Consider the following 24,456-nt stretch of genomic DNA (forward strand, 5'->3'; position numbering starts at 1 on the left):
TTTTTAGCTGAATAAATACCAAACGATGCCGATATTCAAGCGGAAATCGTAGAGCGGATAATATGGCGCGGTGAACGATTTATTCTGCATGATCGTGGTGTTCAAATGTTGTGCTTCAAGGAAGAAAAACATGCGTTTCACCTTTAAATTAAAATAAACGTCGGCGATTGGTTGGCCGCCGATGGCATAAGAGTTTGCGTCGGGTAAAATAAACTCGTTTACAACCGGGAAAAATTCGCGTGAATTAAATTTCGAGAAATAATACACTTTAATTCCTGTCTGGATTTCTGCAGCATTTTTAAAAGCTTTCGACTGCCAAAATAAATTTGCGCGCGCTACAACATTGGGCATCGGCAAAACATCTTTGTTTCCTAAGGCGCTTTGGAAAAGAACTTTCGGATTCAGGTGAAATTTACCGTAAGAAAAAGTAGCTTCGCCGCCGAGCTGAGAAATATTCAGCGAGCTGGAATTTTGTTGCGGCTGGGCTTCAGAATTTAAAAAAGTGTAATTATCGATGCGGAAAAAATTACCAAAAACTTTGCTTTGGAACCATTTTAAATTGACGTCTCCACCAATTTCGGTGATGGTTTCGTTTTTCGGATTTTCTAGGTAGTAATTAAATTTTCGGTAAACGGAAGGATTAATGAGCAGGTTAAAACTCGGTGAAGCGGTTTGGAAATTTACTTTAGCATTCACGAAATAATCTGGAAAAGGCTCAAATCGCAGCAAATTTTGCGAACGAAGAAAAGGCCCGAATTGATTTCCGCTCGAAAATTCCAGATTGGAATTTAGCGCGACTTTGTCCCAAAGGTTGATTTTTAAATTTCCGACAGCGCCAAGCCTGTTTTCGGAAAGTTCCGTGGGAATGTTTAGATTTTGTGGCAATTTATCACCGATGCCGAGCTTTATCATCTGATAACGTAAACCGGCGTCCAGTTTAAAATTTTCTTTATCGAATAAAATACTAACTGTATTGCTTAAATTTTTTAAAAATTTTTTAGAATTTGTGGGATAGTCCAGTAATTCTGATTCGTCGGTAAAATAGAAATTTTCGGGGCTAGACTGGCTAAAATAATATTTATTTCCCTGGTGGAAAATGGTGTGTCGGATTTTGAACGGAAATTTTTCCGAGGCAAAAGGCCGGAATTCCTGACTGAAATAATAACGCCGGTAAGAAAAGCGCGAGGTGGAATTTAAAAGATTGACCTCTAAATTTTCGCGGTTATTAAAATCCGAGTTTCCGTTTAGAAATAAATCAAGATCTGCGATGCCACCATTTTCTTCATTGTTTACGTTTTGATGAATAAAATGGGCAAAAGCCTCGTATTTTCTATTTTTAGAAAAATAATGTCCGGAAAACTCTGTAGAATTATTTGCTGCTAAAGAATTTCGATATAAACCCTGCGAGCGCAAACCGATATATTCTACCGCAAAATTGAAATTTTTACCTATGTTTTGGGTATATGTGGACTGTAATTGGGCGCCATTGCGAACTGCGTTATGGTAGATGAAAGCCGTAGTCGGTGTTTTTACATCGTAATACCTGATGTCGTTAATTCCCTTAATAAAATACGATTTGTTGGTCGGCAGCAAGGAAAGGTTCTGCTCGGGATTCACCTCATAAACCAACTGCTGAAATCCTGAACCGATGTTTGCAAATTGAATACGGCCGAAATTATCGCGGTTATTATATTGTGAAAAAATAAAGGTTTTATCTTTTGTAAAAACGGTGTCGAAAATCTTTTTTTCGGAGAATTGGGTTTGGTAAGTGTAATCGTAAATGGTAGGTTTAAAAATCTTCAGAGAGTCTTTAAAACCTGAATCAATAACCAAAGTGTCGCCAGGTGTCACCCTGTTGGAATCGGTTTTATTGAGTGTCTGAGCGTGAACTCCATAACTAAAAAAAAACAGGCAGAACAGGAGGTATCTCATTATTTTCATTTGGATTACAAATGTATGAAATATAGGGAAATAAAAAACCCCGCTTGAAAGCGGGGTTTAAGTTATTATCTGTTAGCATTAATTGCTGGGTCGATATTTGGATTCGCATCGATTTCTGCTTGAGGAATCTTTAAGAAGAATCTCTTATCGTTTGGCAACATTGGTTTGCTCGCAAGATTTACACGGTGGTAAGAATCTCTTGGTAATCCTCTCTGCAAACGTTTTGCATCAAACCATTCTACACCGATTTCGCCGTAAAGTTCTTTCTTTCTTTCGGTTAGAATTTCTTCTAATAAAGCAGCTCCAGTATTAGCAGATTTTACTGCTTGTGGATCTCTGTTTTTCTGAAGTAAGTACAACAAGTCGTGTGCAGCTGCCGGGTTTGAATGATATAAAGCTTCCGCTTCAATCAAAATCATTTCCGGTGTTCTGATAAGTGCTAAATCGGCCTCAAAAGAGAATTTGAATTTAGTTGTATACCATTGTCTGTAATCAGTAACTCCAGTTTGTTTGAACTGATATCTAACATCTGTTGGACTAAACATCGCAACAAATCCTTTGTTGATAAATGTGTTATTATATGCACTTTCAGTTCTTGTATAGAAACCGTGTGGCGCAAGATAGTAATAGTTAGACTGGTCTGCAGATTGAGGGTCTGCTAATATCCACTCATTACCTTCATCCATGTCATCAAAACCTGCCTGATAAAAGCTCGGGCTTAGAACTGCTGATGGATTTCCTCCGTAAGCAAGCTTAGCGTATTCTCCTGCTTTTGGCCAGTTAGCCATAACTTGATAAACTCTGGCTGCTACCGCGTAGCTTACTGCTTTATTGAAGTAAGATTTGTTAGCACGGTTCATTGAACCAATTGCAATTGCTTTCTCTAAATCGTCGGTAATGAACTTGTACATTTCCTGCATTGTGCTCATTGGCTTACCTTCTAGTGCACCTGGCTCAGTGTAAATTGGCGGCGCTGGTAAAGATGGGTCAAAAGTATATGTGTGCTGGAACTCTAAGCTTAATTCGAAATAGAAGAACGCACGCATTGTATATGCTTGTCCTAATAATTCGTTTTTCTCAGGTTCACCAATCGCCGTGCTTTCTTCCACACCTGCGATAAAAGCGTTCAACTGGTTTATGTGGTAGTACGGGAAGTTCCATGTGAATACAGTTCTTCTGTAGTTTGGCTCTCTGTTATCGTTTTCGTAATCGAATGCAAACCAGCTACCGTTATTGATGGTAATATTTCCCTTGTTCTCTCTGGCAAAATACATAGAACCTATGTTACCAGCATCTGTTGCTGTGAACTGTCCACGGGTTCTTCTTAAAATCCCGGCAATGTGTGCTTTTGCACCCTCGTAGGAACCGTACGCCACAGTTGGCGCTACCGCATCGGTTGGTTTCGGTTCATTTAAATATTCCTCACGACATGATTGAACAAATCCAACCAATAGTACGAGTAAAATTAATTTTATACTTTTCATTTTAAATTTCTTGTTTTGTTAAAATCCAATATTAAATCCTAAAGATATTGTTCTTAGGTTGTAAGATCTACTATCCGTAGTTCCTGAAATCCCCTGTTCAGGATCAATACCTTCGTGGCTTTGCCATGTCCAAAGATTTTCTCCCTGTAAATAAATTTTCATGTTGTTGATTCCTATTCTTTCAATAAGGTTTCTGTCTACATTGTATCCTAATGAAAGTGCTTTCAATCTTACGAAATCATTATCATATAAGAATCTCGTTGAAGTAGAAGCATTTTGGTTATTAGACATAATGTTCACTGGCACATCTGTAATGTCACCAGGGTTCTGCCAAGCGTTCAATACATCTACACTTTGCTGTCTTCCTGCTGAGGAGAACCCAGTCATTAAAGCTGCATAAGATGAATCATAGATCTGCGCTCCGAATGCAAAGTTAAATAAAGAATTTAGTTCGAAATTACCAAATCTAAAATTATTTGTAAATCCACCTCTTGCTTTTGGCAATGATGATCCTACATATTTTTTATTCGCTTCACTGTTTGCAGCGTTATAATCTGTAGAAGCAACACGTGTAACATTTCCGTTTGCATCGGTTTGGTTAACATACCATGTCCCCATACCTGTTGTAGGATCTACACCTGCCCATTCTACTAAGAAAAAGTCAAATAATGATCTACCTACTTCCCATCTCTTCGTTCCGTTTATGAATGATTTTTGAGTAAGTTCGGTAATTTCGTTATTTTCAAAAGTTAAGTTTAAGTTTGATGTCCAGCTAAATTTCTGAGTGGTGATGTTTCTTGTGTTTACGTTAAACTCCCAACCGTAGTTTCTCAAAGACCCAACGTTTGTAGTAATTGAAGTATTACCTGTAGATCCCGGAAGAGGTTTCGCATAGATCAAATCAATGGATTCCTTATTGAAATAATCAATCTCAGCAGTAATACGGTTATTGAAGAATCCTAGTTCTGCTCCGACGTTAGAAGATGCTGTTTTTTCCCAAGTTAGGAAATAATCACGTGCACCACCTAAGATAATACCGGTTTGGTCCAATTGATTCCAACCTGTAGCATAAGTTTCAAGATAAGGGAAGTAACTTGCTGTAGCATTATTACCTAGTTCCCCGTATGATGCTTTTAGTTTGAAGTTATTAACGATATCATTCTGGAAGAAGCTTTCATTGCTAACTACCCAAGCAGCACCTACAGAGTAGAAAGTACCCCATCTTGTTTCAGGAGCAAATCTAGTGGAACCGTCTGTTCTTACAGATCCTTCAACGAAGTATTTGTTTGCGTAGTTATAGGCAGCACGTCCTAAATAACCAACTAATCTTTCCTGATTCACATATCCACCTACACTTTCTGGAGTTGTAGAACCATTCAACACAAATACATCCGGAAGATAACCTGTACCCTGGGCATTTAATGCATCATAACGGTAATCCATCAATTCGAAGATAGCTTGCGCCTGTACGCTGTGGTCACCATATTTTTTATCAAAAGATAAGGTATTTGTCCAGTTGATTGTTTTTGCTAAATCTCTGCTTTGAGAAACACGGCCGTTAACACTTGCAGCTGCACCATATCTATAGTGATCATATTCATTACTGTCATAAGTATACAACTGGAATGATCCCTGAGATCTTAATTTCAAATAGTTAGTGAAGGAAACTTCAGCAAAACCATTAGCAAACATATCATATCTGTTATATCTGATTTTGTTGTTGAACAAAGCTCCTACCGCGTTTTCGTTATTAAGCACGTCTCTCTGAGCGTTCACCAATCTTCCTGATGCACCTTCGTTACCGTAATCATACTGTAGTTTACCGAAGTTATCCAAAATCGGGTTACCTGACTGATCTCTCATGTAAAGAGGGTAGATATTAGGCAAAGTGTAGATCCACTGAATTGCACTTGCGTAAGTATTTCCAGACTGTACCGGGTAGTTTTGTGAAGATGATGTGAATGAAGAATTCAATCCAACTTTCAACCAGTCATTTACTTTTGATTCAACATTACCTCTCAATCCAATTCTTTCAAATCTTGAAGTTTTGATGTTACCATACATATCCAGGTAATCTGCACCTAAAAAGTAAGTCGTATTCTCGCTACCTCCGGAAACATTGAATCTGTGTTCTTGTTTGAAAGCAGCCTCATTAACCAACTCTTTTCTCCAGTCTGTATCCCACAATAATGTAGCACCATCAACGATATTACCATTTACATCTACAGGCTGCGCTACGTTGTAAGGGTTATAAGTTAATGTATTTACGAGATTATTTGTAGCGTACAATGCTGCAGTCGCTTCAGTCGCTCCGTTGTTACGGATTCTGTTATTTTTAATCGCTTGCCAAGTACCTTTCATAAAGTCCTCAGCACCTAAAACCTCATGGAATTTTACTGCTGATGAAGACACACCTACTAATGAACTAATGTTCACACGTGGTTTAGAATTCAAACGTCCTTTTTTGGTAGTAATGATGATTACACCGTTAGCAGCACGAGATCCATAAAGTGCTGTTGCAGATGCATCTTTCAAAATACTCATCGATTCTACCTGATCCTGTGGAATAGAGTTTACGTTACCTCCGTATGGTGATCCGTCCACGATAATTAGCGGCTGTGTGCTTGCGTTAATCGAAGCAATACCTCTAATATAGATGGATGGGTTATCACCCGGCATACCACCGGTAGAAATTACGTTTACCCCTGCTACAGTTCCCTGTAATGCGGATAAAACACTGGTAGCCTGCTGGTTTTCGATTACCTTTTTATCAACAGTAGCTACTGAACCAACAATTGCCTCTTTCTTTTGAGTACCGAAAGCCACAACAACAACCTCCTCAATTTTTTGCTCACCTCCAACAGTATCTATCTTCTGTTGTTGTGCAAATGCAGAATGTCCGATAAAGAACAATACTCCTGCGCTTAACAATCGTAATTTACAATTCATATTAACAAAATTTAATATTATATTTCTGCAAATATGTTAAAAATTCTTAACACACACAAACTTTAAATGAGATATATAAGAATTGTTGAAAATAGTTGTCAAATTTTATCATAACTTAGCGCTTTTGGTGTTAAAAATGAAAATATCGCAGTGATAATCCTAAAAAACACCACAGAACACGGCAAATATTTATTTGTAATTTATAACCGTTCTAAATTATTCGCTGTTAAAAGTACCAAATTTTCATTTTAAAAATAAATTATAGCGGACAGCTAATCACATATGTTAAGATTTTACTAAATAAAATGCTTAAAATTTATTCCTTTCCAAATTATTAATAGCTAAAACGAAAAAAAACCTGCTAAAAGCAGGTTTTTTTTATTATTTCTTAAAGCTTATTTCAGCTTTTTCTTCACTGAAATTTCTTCGTAAACTTCTAAGATATCACCAACTTCAATATCATTGAAGTTTTTGATATTCAATCCACATTCGTAACCTTTGGTTACTTCTTTCACATCGTCTTTAAAACGTTTCAAACTTTCGAGTTCACCGTCAAATTTCACGATGCCGTCACGTAGCAATCTGATTTTGGAGTTTCTGGTAATTTTCCCGGAAAGAACCATACAACCGGCAATAGAACCAACCTTCGAAATCTTGAAGACTTCACGTATTTCTACGTTACCAATCACCTGCTCTTTTATTTCCGGCGAAAGCATACCTTCCATCGCTTCTTTAACATCGTCGATTGCGGCATAAATTACAGAATAAGTTCGGATTTCAATCTCCTCTTTATCTGCTAAATCTTTCGCGTTAACACCAGCTCTTACATTAAAGCCAATCATAATCGCATCAGAAGCCGCTGCCAGCAATACATCGGATTCGGTAATCTGACCAACACCCTGGTGAATGATTTTCACGCTGATCTCTTCCGTAGACAAACTTTGAAGCTGATCAGAAAGTGCTTCTACAGAACCATCTACATCTCCTTTCAAGATGATGTTTAATTCTTTAAAGTCACCCAAAGCAATACGTCTTCCCAATTCGTCCAGTGTAACGTGTTTCTTAGTTCGCACAGACTGTTCTCTTTGCAATTGTTCACGTTTAGTAGCAATAGTTTTTGCTTCTCTTTCATCTTCAAAAACACGGAAACGGTCACCCGCAGTCGGCGCGCCATCTAAACCTAAAATTGTTACCGGGATTGACGGACCTGCTTCTTCCATCGGTTTCCCTCTTTCATCAAGCATGGCTTTTACTTTACCGTGATTTTTTCCGGCTAGTACATAGTCACCAACTTTCAGCGTTCCCGCCTGAACAAGAATGGTTGAAACGTAACCTCTTCCTTTATCTAAAGAAGCTTCGATTACAACACCACTTGCATTTTTATTTGGATTTGCTTTTAAATCTAACATTTCAGCCTGAAGTAAAACTTTTTCAAGCAGTAAATCCATATTATTACCAAATTTCGCCGAAACTTCCTGAGACTGAACATTTCCACCCCATTCTTCCACCAAAATATTCATTGATGATAATTGCTGACGGATATTGTCCGGATTTGAATTCGGCTTATCAACTTTATTTAAAGCGATAATCATCGGAACTCCCGCAGCCTGTGCGTGGGAAATTGCCTCTTTGGTTTGTGGCATCACGTCATCATCGGCTGCGATTACGATAATAGCAATATCAGTAATTTGTGCACCTCTGGCTCTCATCGCGGTAAAGGCCTCGTGACCTGGTGTATCAAGGAATGTAATTCGCTGATCATTCTCCAGTTTCACGTTATAAGCACCAATATGCTGTGTAATACCACCGGATTCTCCGGCAATTACGTTTGTTTTTCTGATATAATCAAGGAGTGAAGTTTTACCGTGATCAACGTGACCCATTACGGTAACGATCGGAGCACGGAAAACCAAGTCTTCAGCAGTGTCAGTATCTTCTTCAAGTGCTGATTCTTCAACGTCAGCATCGGAGAATTCAATTTTAAAACCAAATTCGTCTGCTACCAACAACAAGGTGTCTGCTTCCAATCGTTGGTTCATAGTCACCATAACGCCTAAAGAGAAACATGCCGAAATCACTTCCATCGGACTTACATTCATTAATGAAGCTAATTCGCCAACAGTAATGAATTCCGTCACCTTTAATGATCTGTCTGCAGCATCCATTTCTTCCTGGCGCTCATCCTGCTCACGACGGTAAACTCTTTTTTCCTTTCTATATTTAGCTCCTTTATTTTTACCTGCTTTACTGGTAAGTTTTTCTAAAGTTTCTTTAATCTGATTTTTAACCTGCTCATCTGTCAGTTCAACAGGCATTACCGGACCTCGGCGTGCTGGACCTCTATTAGCACCACCTCCACCTTGAAATCCCGGACGGTTTCCACCCTGAGTTCCCGGTCGGTTATTACCAGCCTGACCTGGCGGACGGTTTCCACCTTGTCCCGGTGGACGAGTACCAGTTCCCTGTCCTGCCTGAGTTGTTCCGGTAGGATTAGGTTTTTCAATACGTTTTCTTTTCTTTTTCGCACCTGCAGCGCCACCTTGTGGTTTTGGCTTATTAAACTGCGATAAATCTACAGTCTGTTTCAGGATTTTTGGACCGTCCAGTTTTTTATAAACGGTTTCAATGCGATCCGGATCTGGTGAATCTGCTGTTTTTGGTGCCTCAGTGGCTTGCGCCGGAGTTTCCGTTTGTACCGCAGGAGTTTCTACTGTCTTTTCGGCAGCAGGTTTTTCCGCAGGAATTTCCTCGGTTTTCGGTTGATCTTTTTTAGAAGATCTTGGCTTATTGCCTTCAATTTGCGATAAATCAATCTTGTCCAGTACTTTAAACTCCTGTTTCTCTGCCACAGGTGCAGGTTCTACAGCGGGTTTAGGTTCTTCTACCGGAGCTGGCGCAGGTTTCTGTTCTTCTTTCACCTCTGGCGCACGTTGATCCAAATCTATCTTACCCAAAATTTTGGTTTCAGGTCGCAGACTTGCTTTGGCTCTTATTACCTCAGGCTGTGCCGGTTCTATTTCCAGTTTTTCTTCCGGAACTTTAGCGATCACCACCTCATGAGAAGCTTTTCTTTGCTCCGAATCTTTTCGAAACTCAGCTTCTAATGCAGAATATGCCGATTCTTCCAATTGAGCGTTCGGGTTACTTTCTACCTCGATTCCTTTAGACTGCAGGAATTCTACAAGTCTCGACATCGAAATATTAAATTCCTTAACCGCTTTGTTTAATCTAATTTTTGGCATGTATACTTTATACTTTATTTAAATTTTTTGTAAAGTTAACCTATTTTAACTTTATGATGGTTTTTAAGAACAATTAGTCTTCTAATTCTTCCTTTAAAATGCTTTTTACTTCTTCGATGGTTTCTTCCTCCAAATCTGTAAGGTTTACCAAAGCTTCAGTTTCTTTTCCAAGTACACTTTTCGCTGTATTTAAACCAACTTTTCGGAACTCGTCGATAATCCACTGTTCGATATCGCCTTCTTCAGTTCCAACAAATTCTCTCAATTCAACATCATCGTCTTCGCTGGCTTCTCTGTAAACATCAATATCATAACCACTTAACCATGAGGCAAGTCGGATGTTCTGACCTTGTTTTCCGATAACGCGCGAAATCTCTTCAACTGGCGTATAAACCAACGCGTAGTTGGTATCTTCGTTAATTTCAATCTTGTTTACGGTGATATTTCCTAACGCTCTTTTCACCATAATTTCCGGGTTTTTGGACCACTGGATTACATCGATGTTTTCGTTTTTCAATTCCCGCACCACACCGTGAATACGCGAACCTTTTACACCAACACATGCACCAACAGGATCAATTCTGTCATCATAAGCATCCACCGCGATCTTCGCTTTTTCTCCGGGTATACGGACCACTTTTTTCAAAATAATCGTTCCGTCCTGGATTTCAGGAATCTCAAGTTCCAAAAGTTTTTCCAAAAATACCGGTGAAGTCCGCGATACGATAATCTGCGGTTTTGCACCCTTAAAATCTACACTTTCTACAATTGCACGAACGCTTTCACCTTTTTTAAAGAAATCCGACGGTATTTGGTTTTCTTTCGGCATGATGAATTCATTATCATCGTCATCAAGCAAAATTACGTGTTTGTGACGGATATGATGAACTTCACCCATTACGATTTCCCCGATTTTATCACGAAACTGATCATACAAAACTGCGTTATTGTGCTCCTGAAGTTTTGTCGCCAAAATCTGTTTCAGCGTTAAAATACTTCTTCTCCCCAGTTTTTCGATGGGAATTTCAACGGTGAAATCTTCACCAACCTCGAAAGTTGGATCAATTTTTTTAGCTTCCGCCAGCTCAATTTCCAAATCGTCGTCCTCGGACATTTCGTCCTCAACGATGGTTTTGTTCAAAAATATTTGAAAGTCACCTTTATCAGGATTCACGATGACATCAAAATGATCATCGGAATCAAATCTTTTTCTTAATAATGTTTTCAACGAATCTTCGATAATCGCCATCAGGTCAATTTTGCTGATGTTTTTATCTTCTTTGAAATCGCCAAATGCTTCAATCAATGCTAAACCGTCCATTTATCTATGTTTTGTATAAAGTTCAAGGTAAAAGTTTCTCAACTTTTTATAATAATTTGTGCTAAAGCAAGGTTAAAAAACCTTCAGCTTTAAATATTTAAAACTGGATTACGACCAGTGCTTTTTTTATGTTAGAATACGGGATGTTTTTTTCTTCCACCACGTCCACTTTTCCTTTACCGATTTCTTTCGGCTTGCGGTATTTTAAAATCAGGGTGATGTGGTCATCTTCGACTTTAGAAAGTTCACCTTCAATTTCAGTTCCGTCATTCAGAAAAATTTCGAGGTTTCTGCCTATATTTTTTCGATATTGTCTTATGGAACTTAGCGGCGCGCTGAGGCCGGCACTCATCACTTCTAGTGAAAAATCGTGTTCCTCGCGGTCCATATTGAATTCAATAGCGCGGCTCGCATCAAGACAGTCCTGAAGCGTAACCCCCTGATCGCCATCTAAAATAACACGAATGTGGTCCGAGGCGGAAAAGGTGATGTCAATTAAAAAAAGATCCGGTCTTTGTGCCAGAAAATCGTTTAAAAGCTGCTCTATTTGTGCTCTAAAGTCCATAAATTCTCAAAATACTTTTACGAAAAAAGGCATTCTTCCGAAGGCCTTTTCATTTTTATTTACGTAAATCCGTGGCAAATATACAATATTTTAGTATAATTACAAAAAAGTTGAGCTTTATTGATTTTTATTCAGCTCAAAATCCGGCCATTAAATTCTTATATTTGTAGCCATTAATTAGAAAATAAATTGTGAATATAACGATCGTTGGGACAGGTTATGTAGGTTTGGTTACCGGAACTACTTTGGCAGAATTGGGTAATACGGTTTATTGCGTGGATATTGATTTTAAAAAAGTCGAGCAGATGAAACAGGGCATTGTCCCGATTTACGAGCCCGGTCTGGAAGAAATGTTTCTCCGGAATATCCAGGCGCAGCGCTTGTTTTTCACCACCGATCTCCGCGAAGCACTTAACGAAAGCGAAGTTATTTATTTAGCGCTTCCCACGCCGCCCGGCGAAGATGGTTCCGCAGATTTATCCTACGTACTTTCTGTCGCGACGCAAATTGGTGAAATGCTAACGGAATACAAAATCATTGTCAATAAATCCACCGTCCCAGTGGGTACCGCTGATAAAGTTCGCGAAACCATTTCAGTGCACACCAATATCGAATTTGATGTGGTTTCAAATCCCGAATTTCTTCGCGAAGGTTTCGCCGTAGAAGATTCTATGAATCCCGCACGCGTTATTGTTGGCACAGAATCTGAACGCGCGCAGGAAATTATGGCCAAAATTTATCAGCCTTTCACCAATACCGGAATTCCCATTATTTTCATGGATGAAAAATCCTCGGAATTAACCAAATATGCGGCAAATTCCTTTCTGGCGGTGAAAATCACCTTTATGAACGAAATTGCGAATTACTGCGAAAAAGTGGGCGCCGACGTTGATAAAGTTCGTCTCGGAATGGGCTCTGATGACCGCATCGGGCACCGTTTTCTTTTCCCCGGAATTGGTTACGGCGGTAGCTGTTTTCCGAAAGACGTGAAAGCTTTGATAAAATCCGGAAAACAGGAAGGTTTTGATTTTCAGATTTTGGAAGCTACTGAAGAGGTAAATAAAAATCAGAAAGTAATTTTGGTTTCGGAAATTGAGAAATTTTTCGGCGATTTAGCAGGTAAAAAAATTGCGCTTTGGGGACTTGCTTTTAAAGCAAACACCGACGATATTCGTGAAGCGTCCTCATTAGACAATATTAAAATTTTGCTCGAAAAAGGGGCAAAAATTACCGCATACGATGCCATTGCTGAAGACAACGTGCGCAGGGTTTTAGGTGACCAAATTTCGTACGCGCCAGATATGTATTCTGCGCTACAGGACGCAGACTGTCTGTTAATCGCGACGGAATGGAGCGAATTTAAAAATCCAAATTTTGATTTAATGGCTTCGAAAATGAATCAAAAAGTAATTTTCGACGGCCGAAACATGTTTGCGCTGGAGCAGGTAGAAGACTCCGGTTTCCATTACAAATCGATCGGGCGCCGCACCATCAGTTAATTTTAAAAAAAACGCTTGAAAATACCTTTATTTTTTAGGTTGAGTTTTGCAGTTCTGCTTGCTTTTACGGTAAGCACTTTTGTTTATTTTGGTTTTGTTAACAGCTATTCTTCCACGATTTTCAATCACCAGAATTTTCAGGAACAGTTTCAGTCCGGCATTTATCAGTATCGGATTTTAAGCTCGTATTTTCTGCTTTGGATTTATGATTTTCTGGGAACTTTTGAATTTGATTATCAAATATTTAAACTTAAATTCCTGGATAAATCCGCGGAACCGCGCTTGTTTCTGGCTTTTTATATTCTGAATACTTTTTTCCTTGCTTTAAGTGCCTTTTTTCTCGTTTTAATAATGGAAACGAAAAATTTTATCGCCACCAATTCGGAGAAAATTTTAATCACCGTTGTAGCAATTTTTACCATTGCATTTTCGCAATTTGTAATTGTGCCGTACGATGTCGCGAGTTGTTTTTTGCTATTGCTGTTCTATTATTTCCTGTTGAAATATGTAAAAAAACTTGATTTTTCAACGCTGATTATTTTAGGAATTATTCTGCTTATTTCAACTTTAATCCGTGAATCTTCAGCACTTTCAATTTCTTTGGCGGCGACCGCTTTGTTCACACAGTTAAAAATGAAAAAAGAGGCTGTTCTGCCGGTAATTTTTCTGGTTTTTATTTTTCTGGTGGCCTACCTCGGAATTCGATTTTATTATCATGATTTTAGTACCACGGATGGTAATTTGCTTGCGCAAAACCTTTCGCAGCCGAAAAACTTTTTAGGCATTATTTTTTGGATTATGTTTCTATCGTTGAGCCTTTTTCTTGCGAAAGATAAAAAAGCGGTTCGTGCGATTTTGGTTTTTCATGCGTTATCTCTTCCTTATGTATACGTTTGTTTTTACAGCGGAATTTTATATGAAATCCGGCTTTACGTACCGATTTTTCTGACCTCGCTTTTATTAGCACGAACGGAACTTGGAAAATTCCGGTAAATTGTCTTATTTTTAATTATTATTTACGCAAATGACAGAACCTCAACAAACCTGGACGGAAACCATCGAATCCAGCCATTCACTTTTTGACCTGAAATTAAAGGAAGTCTGGCGCTACAAAGACCTGGTTTATATGTTTGTGAAAAGGGATTTTATCTCGAGTTTCAAGCAGACGATTTTAGGCCCGATTTGGTTTTTCATTAACCCGATTTTCACCACCGTTGTTTACCTCGTCGTTTTCGGAAACATTGCGAATTTATCTACGGACGGCGCGCCGAAAATTTTATTTTACCTCGCGGGCGTTACTTTATGGAATTATTTTTCAACCTGCTTGACGAGCGCTTCCAATGTTTTCACGAGCAACGCCGGAATTTTCGGTAAAGTTTATTTTCCGCGCCTTGTGATGCCGCTCACTATTGTGATTTCAAATCTGATGCGTTTCGGTGTTCAAATGGTCCTTTTTATCGCTGTTTGGCTGTATTACTATTTTCAGGGCGCTGTACAGCCGAATATGTGGATTTTAGCGACGCCGTTTTTAATATTATTAATGGCTGCTTTCGCGCTCGGCATGGGAATGATTTTCTCGTCACTCACCACGAAATACCGTGATATTCAGATGCTTTTGGGTTTTGGCGTTAGCCTATTTATGTACGTTACGCCGGTAATTTATCCGCTTTCTGCGCTGCCGGAAAGATTTAAAGTCATCGCGTATTACAATCCGTTATCAGGTATTTTCGAATGTTTTAAGTACGGCTGGATCGGCGTGGGCGAATTTTCTGGACCAATGCTGCTCATCAGCACCGCAATAATATTTTTTCTTCTCGCTGTAGGAACCGTTATTTTCAATAAAGTTGAAAAAGGTTTTATGGACACCGTGTAGATCATTTTTCAAAATAAAAACAAGATTTTTACGTATGTGAGTACTTATTGAAAGCAATTGATAAGATATGATAAAATTAAAACTCTTCAAAAGTATTATTCACATACTATTGTGTTTGGGTCCGACTAGTTATATAGTTCTATCATTAGGTGAAACATTTTTAGATGATGCGTATATTACGTTAACCTATTCTAAGCACTTTTTTGAACATGGAAAACCTTGGTATAATTTAGTTGATACTTTACAGGGAAATGGGCAAACCAGTATTTTATGGATGCTTATACAAAGTGTTTTTTTTGTTTTCAAAGATTCAGACCATGTTATTTTAAATAAAATTATAGGAATAATATTGTCTTTAATATTTATTTATGAGCTAAAACTATTAATTGATAAAAATATTTGCAATAAGTTCTCTTTAATTTTCATTAGTTTATTTACCTTTTTTTTTAGTTTTTGGCTTGCTCTTAATATTTCACATGGTCTGGAGACGGTACTATATGCTGTATGTATTTTTTTATTTTTAAAATATAAAAATACTAATGTCGGAAGTTTTATAATCTTAATTTTACCATTCATTAGACCAGAGGCTATAATTCTGTCTATTTTTTATATAATAGATTCGAAGTTTTTCTCAAAAGAATTTTTCAAAAGAATTTTAATTGTTACAATTAGTTCGGTAATCTATTTAACCTATGTTAATTATTTTTACAGTATTATGACACCTTTGCCATTCTTACTGAAAAATACCGCGAATTTTAATCTTACAAAAGTTAGAAATTTTATCACTATTGTAATAATTTTTCTTCCAATTATTTCCTATACTTTTAAGAATTTTTCAAAAAAAAGTATTATTTATTTTCCATTATTTTTTTTTATTGTTTATTATTCCTTTTTTATTGATGAAGTAATGAATATGTTTGACAGATACAGGTTTCCTTTAATTGGCTATTATCTTTATTTTTTGCTTTATGAAGATACCAAAGTTTTTAAAAATAATTATTTGGTTATAACTTTTTCGGCATTTGCTATACTTTTCTATTGCAATTCTTTAATTGATCAAAAAAATTATTATAAATATTCTTATAGTCCAGGAATGATTAACGGGCCAATTTTCCTGGGAAAATATTTTAAAAAAGAATCTTCAATTGCAAACAATAAAAAATTTAATATAATTAATTGTGATGCCGGTGCAATAGCTTATTTTTCTGAGTGCAATCTATATGATGATTTCGGATTAAACAATGCTACTTTGTTATTAGCTAAAAAACAAAACAACTGGAGTATATATCTTGAGTATTTAAAAAAAACCGATCCTGATTATATTATATTGATTTCACTTTATGAAGATAAGTATGAAGAATATCTAGATTTTGAAAAAAGAATATATGACTTTTTCTTACTTAAGAATAAAAAGCCCGTGGTTATTAGAAAATTTGAAGATAACTATTACTATTTTGTATATAAAATTAAATAATTAAATTCCTCGACCTTAAAAAATAAATCTTTACCATCAGGAAGAAATTGAAGATAAACATTTGGAAAAATTTGGTAATGATGCAATCTTTTTGGCAATGATTTGGAAAATGTAAAACTTGCAGTTATTAATAATATTTTTTCAGGCGTGGTAAGACCACGCTTCAAATTTCAAATATCTTAAAATGGTAAATATCCGAGTTAAGCGGAATCACTAAAAAAAATAAAAAATGCTCGCACTAAAAGCAGAAAATATATCAAAACAATACCGCCTGGGTCAGGTCGGGACCGGCACGCTCTCGCATGACCTTAATAGGTTCTGGCATGAAATCCGCGGAAAGGAAAATCCCTACCTGAAAGTTGGTGAAGCAAATGACCGGACCGCAAAAGGAAACAGCGAGTATGTTTGGTCGCTGCGCGATATTAATTTTGAAATCGAACAAGGCGATGCTGTGGGAATTATTGGTAAAAATGGCGCTGGAAAATCTACATTGCTGAAACTGCTGAGTAAAGTCACCAAACCCACCACCGGAAAAATCTACACCAACGGACGAATTGCTTCGCTGCTGGAAGTCGGTACCGGCTTTCACCCGGAAATGACCGCCCGCGAAAACATATATTTAAATGGCGCAATTCTCGGCATGACACGCCGCGAAATTAAAAGAAAATTCGATGAAATTGTTGATTTTTCAGGTGTTGAAAGGTATATTGATACGCCTGTAAAAAGATATTCTTCCGGAATGTACGTGCGTTTAGCCTTTGCAGTTGCGGCGCATTTGGAATCCGAAATTTTAATCGTAGATGAAGTTTTAGCCGTTGGCGATGCCGAGTTCCAGAAAAAATGTCTTGGGAAAATGGGGAATTTCAGCAAAGGTGAAGGCAGAACAGTTCTTTTCGTGAGTCACAACATGGCAGCGGTGAAGGAGTTGACCAAAAGCGCACTGCTGCTTTCCAACGGAAATTTAATTGAAGTTGGTGATACCGAACAGATTATTACCTCCTACACTCGTCTGAACTACGAAAGTACGACAAGCAAATGGGAAGGTTCGCTAATCGATGCTAATTCTACCATCGAAATTAAAAAAGTTGAAATTGTCCAGAACAGCCCGCTCGGATTTTCAAACCAAAAACCACTAATTTGCCGGATTGATTTGCGCAATATTCAGTCCTTGGACGACAGCAACTACCGCCTGGTTCTAACTTTGAAATCTGCCGAAGAGATCGTTATTTTAAACAGCGGATTTCCACTTACAAGGCGCGTGACCGGAGATTATTTTCTCGAAGTTGAAATTCCCGAATTCACCCTTTCCAACACCGATTTTATTTTGGGTTTCCGCATCGATATACCAAAAAACCGCTACATTCACCACTACCGCGACTATATTCGTTTCAGCGTAAATGTGGTGGATCACACTTTTGGCGATATTGCGGGCACCGAACCCGGCGGTTTTTTCCATTTGCCTTTGGAAGCCGTGGTAAAAGAGAAAGTTTAAAATCAAAAAAACACCGTTTTACCTCCCAATTTTTGCACGATAAACTGATGGAAAGCAAACTCGCAATCATAATTCCGTTTTACAAAGAAAAATACTTCCGCTCTACGCTCGAATCATTAAAAAACCAGTCAAACCGAAATTTTTCGGTATACATTGGTAACGACAACAGCCCGGAAAAAATTGACGGGTTATTGACCGAATTTTCTGATTTTACTAACTTTAAATATGAAAAATTCAAAGGAAATTTAGGCGGGGAAAACCTCGTCTCGCAATGGGACAGATGTATCGCGCTTTCGGAAAATGAAGAATTCTTGATGATTTTAGGCGACGATGATGTTTTGGAAAAAAACGTGGTTGAGGAATTCTACAATTTTATTGAAAAAGCAAATTATTTTGATATTAATGTCATCCGTTTTGCCTCACAACTTATTGACGAAAATGGTAGTATTATTTCAGATGTTTATGAAAATCCTGAAATTGAAAAAGCTGCTGATTCGTTCATGCGCATTATAAAAGGCGCTGGCAGAAGCAGTTTAAGCGAGCATGTTTTTTCCAGAAAAGCTTACGAAAAACATGGTTTTAAAAATTTTCCGGTCGCCTTTGGCAGCGATAATGTCGCCTGGCTGGAGTTTCCAGAAATGGGAAATATTTACAGCATCAACAGTGCAAAAGTTTTGGTAAGAATCTCGGGCGAGCATCTTTCTTCAAGCAAGGACAGTGGCCTGGCACTCAAACGCAAAGAAGGAATTCACCTTTTCACCAAATATATTATTGAAAATTATTCGGCTTATTTTAAGCACGAAGACCTGATTTTAATTCTGAAAAAATCCTATAGAAACTTACGCTATTTCAGCCGCGATAAATTAAGAACGCTGAAATTTATTAATTTAATGTTCCGAAAAATTGGTTTTTCAGCCTTTTCAATCGTTAGAGAAAACCGCTTCAACTAAAAAAATCGTTTTAGAATTTTCTCTTTAAAAACTTTCACGGTCAATTTTGCCGGTATTCCGGGCAACTTTTTCAGAAACGGAATATGTGGCGCTTTCAAAGCGATATCCCAGTAAACTTCTGCTAAATACTCTTTCTCCGCCTCAGTTGTGGCGCTTTTCATTTTTTCCTGAATCGATAACATTCCGTAGCGCGGATTTTTCAGCATTGAAGCATAATGGTTTTGGCTCAAACCATCTTCCAAATATTCACCGCGAACTAGAACGTGATCTGTAATCAACATTTTAAATTTCCTTAAAATCGGTAAAAATAAAACCGATTCCTGGCAGAATTTTTCCTCCGGAAAAAAAGGAAATGAAAATTTTCTGATGATTTCGGTCTTGAAACAAAACAGCATTTCACCCGGAAATTCCCACTCGTAATCACGTCGGTCGACAAGACGCTTTTTTCCGTATTTTTCTTTGTCAATTTCAAAATTTTCCGAAAAATGGATAAACGAAAAACCCGCAAAATCTTTATTTGCCGCTTCAATCGCTAATTTTTCCCAAATTTCGGTCGCTTCATTCACCAGAAAATCATCGCTATCGATGATTCCAAACCATTTAGAATCAGCAATTTTTAAAGCATTATTTATCGCAATATGTTTTCCCTGATTTTTCTGATTGATATAGCGTATCCTGAATTTATTTTCCGCAACAAACTCATTTACAATTATTTCAGTATCATCCGTGGAACCATCATCAATAATCAGCCACTCAAAGTTTTGCTGTTGTTGGTTGACCAAACTTTTGTACAGCTTTGGCAAAGTGTAAGCGCGGTTGTAGGTCGGCGTAAAAATCGTAAACTGCATAATATTTAGATTAAATCAGCGTTCGTAGCGCCATTTAAAAAACCGAAATCCAAACTCTGTCGGCAAGCGCGTAAACAAATCCGCTTTTTTTGTCTGAACCGTAAAATCTTTAGAGAAATAATTTTTTGGGCTTAATTTGGACAATTTTTTATAATTACTGTAGCTTTCTTTCCAAAGGTTTTCGTCTTTCTGCGCGCGCCAGTTCATCAGCAAAGTCAAAGATTTATAAGCAGTTAAATATTGCAAAATTTGCTCCTTTCGCCGGTAATTTTTTTCCTTTTGAAAAGCTTCGTCCACAGCTTTTCCGATGGTAAACCAATCATCGAAATGTTTTTTCTTGCGATTGTGAATCACCGATTTGTCGTGGAGGAAATAGGTGTAAGTAATGCCGTGATGAATGGCAATCGTACTCATTTTCAGCATACACTGGAAAGTCCAGAGTTCGTCCTGCGCATAAATTCCGGGCTTGAAATAGAGATTATTTTCTTTCAGAAATTCAGTTTTAATCAGTTTATTCACCGGATATGTTACCAAATTTCCAGCTGCAAATTCCTCAAAAATTTTTGCGTTGTCCGTGAGCAGTTCATAACTGGTTTTGATTTTAATACAGATAGATTTTTCGCCTGTCGTCGCTTTCTCGCATTCCAACTGGGAAATCGTCATTTCAGCACCGGTTTTTTCCGAAATTTCTACGAGTGTTTCAATGCAGTCCGGAGTAATCGTGTCATCACTATCGACAAAGAAAATATATTTTCCGGTCGTGCGATCGATCCCGATATTTCGCGCAACCGACGAACCTAAATTTTCTTCCAAATGAATGATTTTCCAGTTTTTCAGTTGGTATTTTTCAATATAGTTTTCAGCAATTTCGCCGCTTTTGTCCAAGCTTTTATCATTCACCAAAAGCACTTCGATTTCTGGGTAGGTTTGGTTCCGGATGGATTCCAAACATCTTTCAAGGAAATCTTCGCAGTTGTAAACGGGTATTATAATTGAAACTAGAGGATTCATCCAGCGCATTTTTTCAAAAATACTCAATAAATGCGGAAACTTGTATTTAAGCTTCAAAAAAAGCTAAAAAAGCTCACAAAAGCAGCTGAATATTAATATATTTGAAAGATTGATGTTTTAAAGAATAAAGCAACAGAAACACAGAAAATCTCAATAAAAATTCGCCGTTATTTCGGCTAAAAATTTCATTTTTCTAATGACCAAAACGCCGCTATTTTCTGTGCTTGTCGCTTACTACAACAATTTTGAATTTTTCGAGGAATTTTACCGAAGCGTTTTTAACCAAACATACCAGAATTTCGAAATAGTTTTGGTGGATGATTGTTCTACCGATCATTCGCTGGAAAAAATACGGGAGATTACTGCAACTGATACGCGTGTGCGGATTTTCAAAAATGAAAAAAATGAAGGCGTAGGTTTTACCAAAAAAAAGTGCATTGAACTCGCAAAAGGTGAAATCTGCGGCTTCATTGATCCGGACGACGCGGTTTCTAAAGACGCACTGCAGCTCAGTATTCAGCAATTTCAGGATCGTTCGGAAATTGTAGCAACTTATTCGAAAATCATCTTTTGTGACGAAAACTTAAAACCGTTGAAAGTTTTTTCGCGCACAACTAAAGTTAAAAACGGCGAAAAATATTTTTTCAACATCAATAATGAAGTTTCGCATTTTTTCACTTTTAGACGCGAAACGTATTTTAAAACAGTTGGGATCAACGAGAATCTAACTTCCTCAGTTGATTTCGATTTGTATTTAAAACTCTATGAAAAAGGTGATTTTAAATACATTCCGAAACCGCTATACTTTTACCGACAACACAGACAAGGTGTTTCACAGGATAAAACTAAGAAAGAAAAACTCCATCAAAACTGGCGAAAAGTGCTTTTGGACACCTGCGCTCGGCGCGGGATTTCAAACATCAATGGTTTAGAAATTTCAGCGAATATCGACATCGCAAAAGTACTCTTTGAAAAAGAAAACACCATTGTAAAAAAAATACAAAGACGAATTTTTCGCCTTTTTAATGCCTAAAATTTAAAGTTTCACTTGAAATCCAAATGATCACGATTCTCATCAAATCTTTTAACCGTCCATTTTATCTGGATCGCTGCCTGCAAAGCATCGAAAAATTTGTGAGCGGAAAATATAAAGTGAAAATTTTGGACGATGGAACGCCGAAAAAATATCTGGAAAAAATTCAGCAGAAATTTGACTTTGCGGAGATTTTAACCTCGGCGCACTATGCTGAAAAAACTTCAGCGATTCAGGAAAATTTTGAAACCGGTCAGGAAATAAACGGTTTTAAAATCCCCACCGATCTTTGGGTTGAAACTGTAAAAAATTCTACTGATTATGTTTTGGTTACGGAAGACGATGTTTGGTTTACGCAACCCATTGATTTATCAGAGATCGGAAAAGACATGGAAAACCACGAAATTTCGCTTTTGAAATTGGGGTGGCTTGGCAATTTTTCCGAAGATAATTTTCTGAATGTCAGTGAAATTAATGCAAATATTGAGCGCACCATTCCGAAAAAACTGTTCACCGCGAATGAATTTTTAATGGATTGTTTCATGTACAATAAATTCAAGTTTTTCACCATTTTGTACAAATTTGGAATCGTTGATAATGAGACGCGCCGGAAATATTTTGCACTGCATTCCATCGCGATGGGAATTTACCGTAAAGATTATTGGCTGCATCTTTGGAAAGATGCGCAAAACCTTGTTAATGAAAAACAACAGCTGAAAAATGCCGCGACCTGGTATCACAAAAACAAGCACCAAAACTTTGTGGCGCGCACGAAAAACGAGGTTCTAAAAACTACATTTCAATCTGCCGCGACTAATTCTTACCACAAATACAACGTGGATTTTGACGTGAATTATTTTAACCATTTAATTAATGAAGCGTGGTTTGAAGGACATTTTGATTCGCTGGAAAATTTCCCTAAAGACTTTTCACCGGAATATTTTATTAAATTTATCGATGAAAAAATGAACATTTCTGATTTCCAGACTTGGACCGAAAAGTTTAAACAGCAATACCGTGCTTTAGGTGCCTCTGTGGATTTCTAAAAAACATTGGATTAAAATAAAATGCCGGCAAAAAAAAAGAAAATTATTTTCCGAAACAGGTCGCTTGAAATGGGCGGTATTGAAGCAGTTTTGCTGAATATTCTGCACCATTTGGATAAAAATAAGTTTGAAATTGTGCTGCTTTTAAATTACCGGCAAGGTGAATTTCTCAATCGCGTTCCTAAAAACGTCCGCGTTATTTCCGTAGGTGAAAACAGCAAAAGCTTTTCGGAAAATCCTTTTTTAAAAACTTTTCAGAAAATAAAAAGGCGGTTTAAATATGGTTTTTTCGAGGTTTTTCCGGAATATTTTTACAAAAAAAACCAGCTTTTAGATTTTGATTTCGAAGTTGCTTTCAGTCATTATATGATGAAAAATGTTTTGAAAAGCCCAAACCGGAACAGCAAAAAAATATTCTGGATTCACGGAGATCTGCGAAATTCAGGTTTCGGCGAAAAAGAAAACCAGAAATTTGCGAACCAAATGCTTAAATTCGACAACGGAGTTTTTGTTTCAAAGCACGGAAAAAACATAGTCGAAAAAAACTGGAATGTTCAACTAAATCATGCACACGTTATTTACAATCCGCTGAACATCGAAGAAATTCTGGGAAAAGCGCAGGAAAACGTTGAAGAAAAATTCTGCGATATTGATTTCGTTTCAGTGGGAAGATTATTTTCCGCGAAAGGTTTTGCTGATCTGGTTGAAGCGCATCATCAGCTGATTTGCGAAGGTTACAGCATCAAAACTTTGATAGTTGGTGACGGCATGCAGCTGAAAGAATTGGAAAATTTGATAAAAAAATACGGTTTAAAAGACACTTTTTTCCTTTATGGTTTTTCCGAAAATCCCATAAAATATATGCAAAATGCCCGATATTTTTTGTTGCCGTCGTATAGCGAAAGTTATCCGATGGTCATTGGCGAAGCATTAATTTTGAACAAACCTGTTTTAGCAACCGATGTTGGCGGCGTTTCGGAAATGGTTCAAAACGAAATAAACGGTTTGCTTTTCAAACCGGGAAAACAGGAACTTTACCAAACGATGAAGCGAGTTTTGGATGAACCGACTTTAGAAAAAAAATTCGGTGCGCATAATTCTTTAACAGAATTAAAAGCGCGAAACGTGGAAATTTATCAGCAACTTGACCAATTATTTAATTAAAAAATGGAAATTTTCTACCGGATTATTCTTAAAATTGAAGATTTGCTGTGGCGGCTGCGCGATACCGCGTACATCGAAATTTGCAAAGCGCGCGGCTTGAACGTTGGCAAAAATGTAATTTTTATTGAAGCTCCAAAATTCGGGTCGGAACCTTATTTAATTGAAATCGGTGACAATACGAAAATCACCGCGAACTGCACTTTCATCAATCATGATGGTGCGATGTACGTCATCCGTTCCATGGAAAAATTCGCTGATGCGCGAAATTTTGGCAGAATAAAAATCGGGAAAAACTGCTTTATCGGAAATAACTGCACAATTCTTCCCGGCGTGGAAATGGGCGACAATTGCATTTTGGGTGCAGGTTCTGTGCTGAATTCTTCGACTTTACCAAATTCCGTTTACGCTGGCGTTCCCGCGAAATTCATCTGCACTGTTGAAGAATATGGCGAAAAAGCGCTGAAAAACAACGTTTTTTATCCGCGTAAGCTCGAAAAAAACCGTGCTCAGCTGGATGCGCATATCAAAGAAAATTTGCCTCATACTTATAAAGCAGTAAAATAA

General features: G+C 37.5%; 18 protein-coding genes. 10 read left to right on the top strand and 8 right to left on the bottom strand.

Features of this window, described 5'->3' with window-relative positions; all coding sequences use genetic code 11:
• Window positions 1-3: 3 nt before the first annotated feature.
• From OA84_RS00125 to rimP, 6 genes are all read right to left on the bottom strand, one after another.
• Window positions 4-1,932: a putative porin gene (locus OA84_RS00125; protein WP_039340598.1), complete on the bottom strand. Its 1,929-nt coding sequence runs from the start codon at window positions 1,930-1,932 to the stop codon at window positions 4-6.
• A gap of 74 nt (window positions 1,933-2,006) precedes the next feature.
• Window positions 2,007-3,425, bottom strand: a complete 1,419-nt coding sequence (locus tag OA84_RS00130; protein ID WP_039340599.1) for a RagB/SusD family nutrient uptake outer membrane protein — start codon at window positions 3,423-3,425, stop codon at window positions 2,007-2,009.
• Window positions 3,426-3,443: 18 nt separating this feature from the next.
• Window positions 3,444-6,374, bottom strand: coding sequence for a SusC/RagA family TonB-linked outer membrane protein (locus OA84_RS00135; protein ID WP_039340600.1), 2,931 nt, complete (start codon window positions 6,372-6,374; stop codon window positions 3,444-3,446).
• A gap of 395 nt (window positions 6,375-6,769) precedes the next feature.
• Complete coding sequence (gene infB, locus OA84_RS00140; RefSeq protein WP_039340602.1) at window positions 6,770-9,616, bottom strand: translation initiation factor IF-2; 2,847 nt, start codon at window positions 9,614-9,616, stop codon at window positions 6,770-6,772.
• Window positions 9,617-9,689: 73 nt separating this feature from the next.
• The gene (gene nusA / locus OA84_RS00145) at window positions 9,690-10,937 is read right to left on the bottom strand and encodes a transcription termination factor NusA (protein WP_039340604.1); all 1,248 of its coding nucleotides are present in this window, start codon (window positions 10,935-10,937) and stop codon (window positions 9,690-9,692) included.
• 97 nt (window positions 10,938-11,034) lie between these two features.
• A complete protein-coding gene (rimP, locus tag OA84_RS00150; protein ID WP_039340607.1) occupies window positions 11,035-11,502 on the bottom strand; it encodes a ribosome assembly cofactor RimP in 468 nt (155 codons plus the stop codon).
• Between the two features lie 191 nt (window positions 11,503-11,693).
• Between rimP and OA84_RS00155 the strand changes: the two genes are divergently transcribed.
• The 6 genes from OA84_RS00155 (at window position 11,694) to OA84_RS00185 (ending at window position 18,790) form a co-directional block, all read left to right on the top strand.
• Window positions 11,694-13,001, top strand: coding sequence for a UDP-glucose dehydrogenase family protein (locus OA84_RS00155; protein WP_039340610.1), 1,308 nt, complete (start codon window positions 11,694-11,696; stop codon window positions 12,999-13,001).
• Between the two features lie 15 nt (window positions 13,002-13,016).
• A complete protein-coding gene (locus OA84_RS00160; RefSeq protein ID WP_156965010.1) occupies window positions 13,017-13,994 on the top strand; it encodes a hypothetical protein in 978 nt (325 codons plus the stop codon).
• A gap of 31 nt (window positions 13,995-14,025) precedes the next feature.
• Complete coding sequence (locus OA84_RS00165; RefSeq protein WP_039340614.1) at window positions 14,026-14,874, top strand: ABC transporter permease; 849 nt, start codon at window positions 14,026-14,028, stop codon at window positions 14,872-14,874.
• A 67-nt stretch (window positions 14,875-14,941) separates the two neighbouring features.
• Window positions 14,942-16,348, top strand: a complete 1,407-nt coding sequence (locus OA84_RS00170; protein WP_156965011.1) for a hypothetical protein — start codon at window positions 14,942-14,944, stop codon at window positions 16,346-16,348.
• Between the two features lie 229 nt (window positions 16,349-16,577).
• Window positions 16,578-17,840, top strand: coding sequence for an ABC transporter ATP-binding protein (locus OA84_RS11525; RefSeq protein WP_233701802.1), 1,263 nt, complete (start codon window positions 16,578-16,580; stop codon window positions 17,838-17,840).
• Window positions 17,841-17,872: 32 nt separating this feature from the next.
• Entirely contained in the window at window positions 17,873-18,790 is a 918-nt protein-coding gene (locus OA84_RS00185) for a glycosyltransferase family 2 protein (RefSeq protein WP_221399744.1), read from the top strand.
• Here the strand turns inward: OA84_RS00185 and OA84_RS00190 are convergent.
• Together OA84_RS00190 and OA84_RS00195 are read right to left on the bottom strand one after the other, a co-directional pair.
• Window positions 18,787-19,638, bottom strand: a complete 852-nt coding sequence (locus OA84_RS00190) for a glycosyltransferase family A protein (RefSeq protein WP_039340625.1) — start codon at window positions 19,636-19,638, stop codon at window positions 18,787-18,789. The genes OA84_RS00185 and OA84_RS00190 overlap by 4 nt on opposite strands.
• A gap of 15 nt (window positions 19,639-19,653) precedes the next feature.
• Complete coding sequence (locus tag OA84_RS00195; protein ID WP_039341006.1) at window positions 19,654-20,649, bottom strand: glycosyltransferase family 2 protein; 996 nt, start codon at window positions 20,647-20,649, stop codon at window positions 19,654-19,656.
• A 196-nt stretch (window positions 20,650-20,845) separates the two neighbouring features.
• On the opposite strand from OA84_RS00195, the gene OA84_RS00200 reads away from it, so the two are divergent.
• From OA84_RS00200 to OA84_RS00215, 4 genes are read left to right on the top strand one after another with little or no spacing between them, the layout of a single operon-like run.
• A complete protein-coding gene (locus tag OA84_RS00200; RefSeq protein ID WP_039340626.1) occupies window positions 20,846-21,682 on the top strand; it encodes a glycosyltransferase family 2 protein in 837 nt (278 codons plus the stop codon).
• 26 nt (window positions 21,683-21,708) lie between these two features.
• Window positions 21,709-22,728, top strand: coding sequence for a glycosyltransferase family 2 protein (locus OA84_RS00205; RefSeq protein WP_039340630.1), 1,020 nt, complete (start codon window positions 21,709-21,711; stop codon window positions 22,726-22,728).
• Between the two features lie 21 nt (window positions 22,729-22,749).
• The gene (locus OA84_RS00210; protein WP_039340634.1) at window positions 22,750-23,892 is read left to right on the top strand and encodes a glycosyltransferase; all 1,143 of its coding nucleotides are present in this window, start codon (window positions 22,750-22,752) and stop codon (window positions 23,890-23,892) included.
• Between the two features lie 3 nt (window positions 23,893-23,895).
• Entirely contained in the window at window positions 23,896-24,456 is a 561-nt protein-coding gene (locus OA84_RS00215) for an acyltransferase (RefSeq protein WP_039340637.1), read from the top strand.

The organism is Kaistella solincola (assembly GCF_000812875.1).
In the GTDB taxonomy this organism is placed as follows: domain Bacteria; phylum Bacteroidota; class Bacteroidia; order Flavobacteriales; family Weeksellaceae; genus Kaistella; species Kaistella solincola.

What these genes read in the sequence shown, in the direction of transcription:
- OA84_RS00170 (WP_156965011.1), top strand. Translation starts at nt 14,942, where the DNA reads ATGATAAAATTAAAACTCTTCAAAAGTATTATTCACATACTATTGTGT.
- OA84_RS00165 (WP_039340614.1), top strand. Translation starts at nt 14,026, where the DNA reads ATGACAGAACCTCAACAAACCTGGACGGAAACCATCGAATCCAGCCAT.
- OA84_RS00215 (WP_039340637.1), top strand. Translation starts at nt 23,896, where the DNA reads ATGGAAATTTTCTACCGGATTATTCTTAAAATTGAAGATTTGCTGTGG.
- OA84_RS00135 (WP_039340600.1), bottom strand. Translation starts at nt 6,374, where the DNA reads ATGAATTGTAAATTACGATTGTTAAGCGCAGGAGTATTGTTCTTTATC.
- OA84_RS11525 (WP_233701802.1), top strand. Translation starts at nt 16,578, where the DNA reads ATGCTCGCACTAAAAGCAGAAAATATATCAAAACAATACCGCCTGGGT.
- OA84_RS00130 (WP_039340599.1), bottom strand. Translation starts at nt 3,425, where the DNA reads ATGAAAAGTATAAAATTAATTTTACTCGTACTATTGGTTGGATTTGTT.
- OA84_RS00205 (WP_039340630.1), top strand. Translation starts at nt 21,709, where the DNA reads ATGATCACGATTCTCATCAAATCTTTTAACCGTCCATTTTATCTGGAT.
- nusA (WP_039340604.1), bottom strand. Translation starts at nt 10,937, where the DNA reads ATGGACGGTTTAGCATTGATTGAAGCATTTGGCGATTTCAAAGAAGAT.
- OA84_RS00125 (WP_039340598.1), bottom strand. Translation starts at nt 1,932, where the DNA reads ATGAGATACCTCCTGTTCTGCCTGTTTTTTTTTAGTTATGGAGTTCAC.
- OA84_RS00195 (WP_039341006.1), bottom strand. Translation starts at nt 20,649, where the DNA reads ATGAATCCTCTAGTTTCAATTATAATACCCGTTTACAACTGCGAAGAT.
- OA84_RS00210 (WP_039340634.1), top strand. Translation starts at nt 22,750, where the DNA reads ATGCCGGCAAAAAAAAAGAAAATTATTTTCCGAAACAGGTCGCTTGAA.
- rimP (WP_039340607.1), bottom strand. Translation starts at nt 11,502, where the DNA reads ATGGACTTTAGAGCACAAATAGAGCAGCTTTTAAACGATTTTCTGGCA.
- infB (WP_039340602.1), bottom strand. Translation starts at nt 9,616, where the DNA reads ATGCCAAAAATTAGATTAAACAAAGCGGTTAAGGAATTTAATATTTCG.
- OA84_RS00200 (WP_039340626.1), top strand. Translation starts at nt 20,846, where the DNA reads ATGACCAAAACGCCGCTATTTTCTGTGCTTGTCGCTTACTACAACAAT.
- OA84_RS00190 (WP_039340625.1), bottom strand. Translation starts at nt 19,638, where the DNA reads ATGCAGTTTACGATTTTTACGCCGACCTACAACCGCGCTTACACTTTG.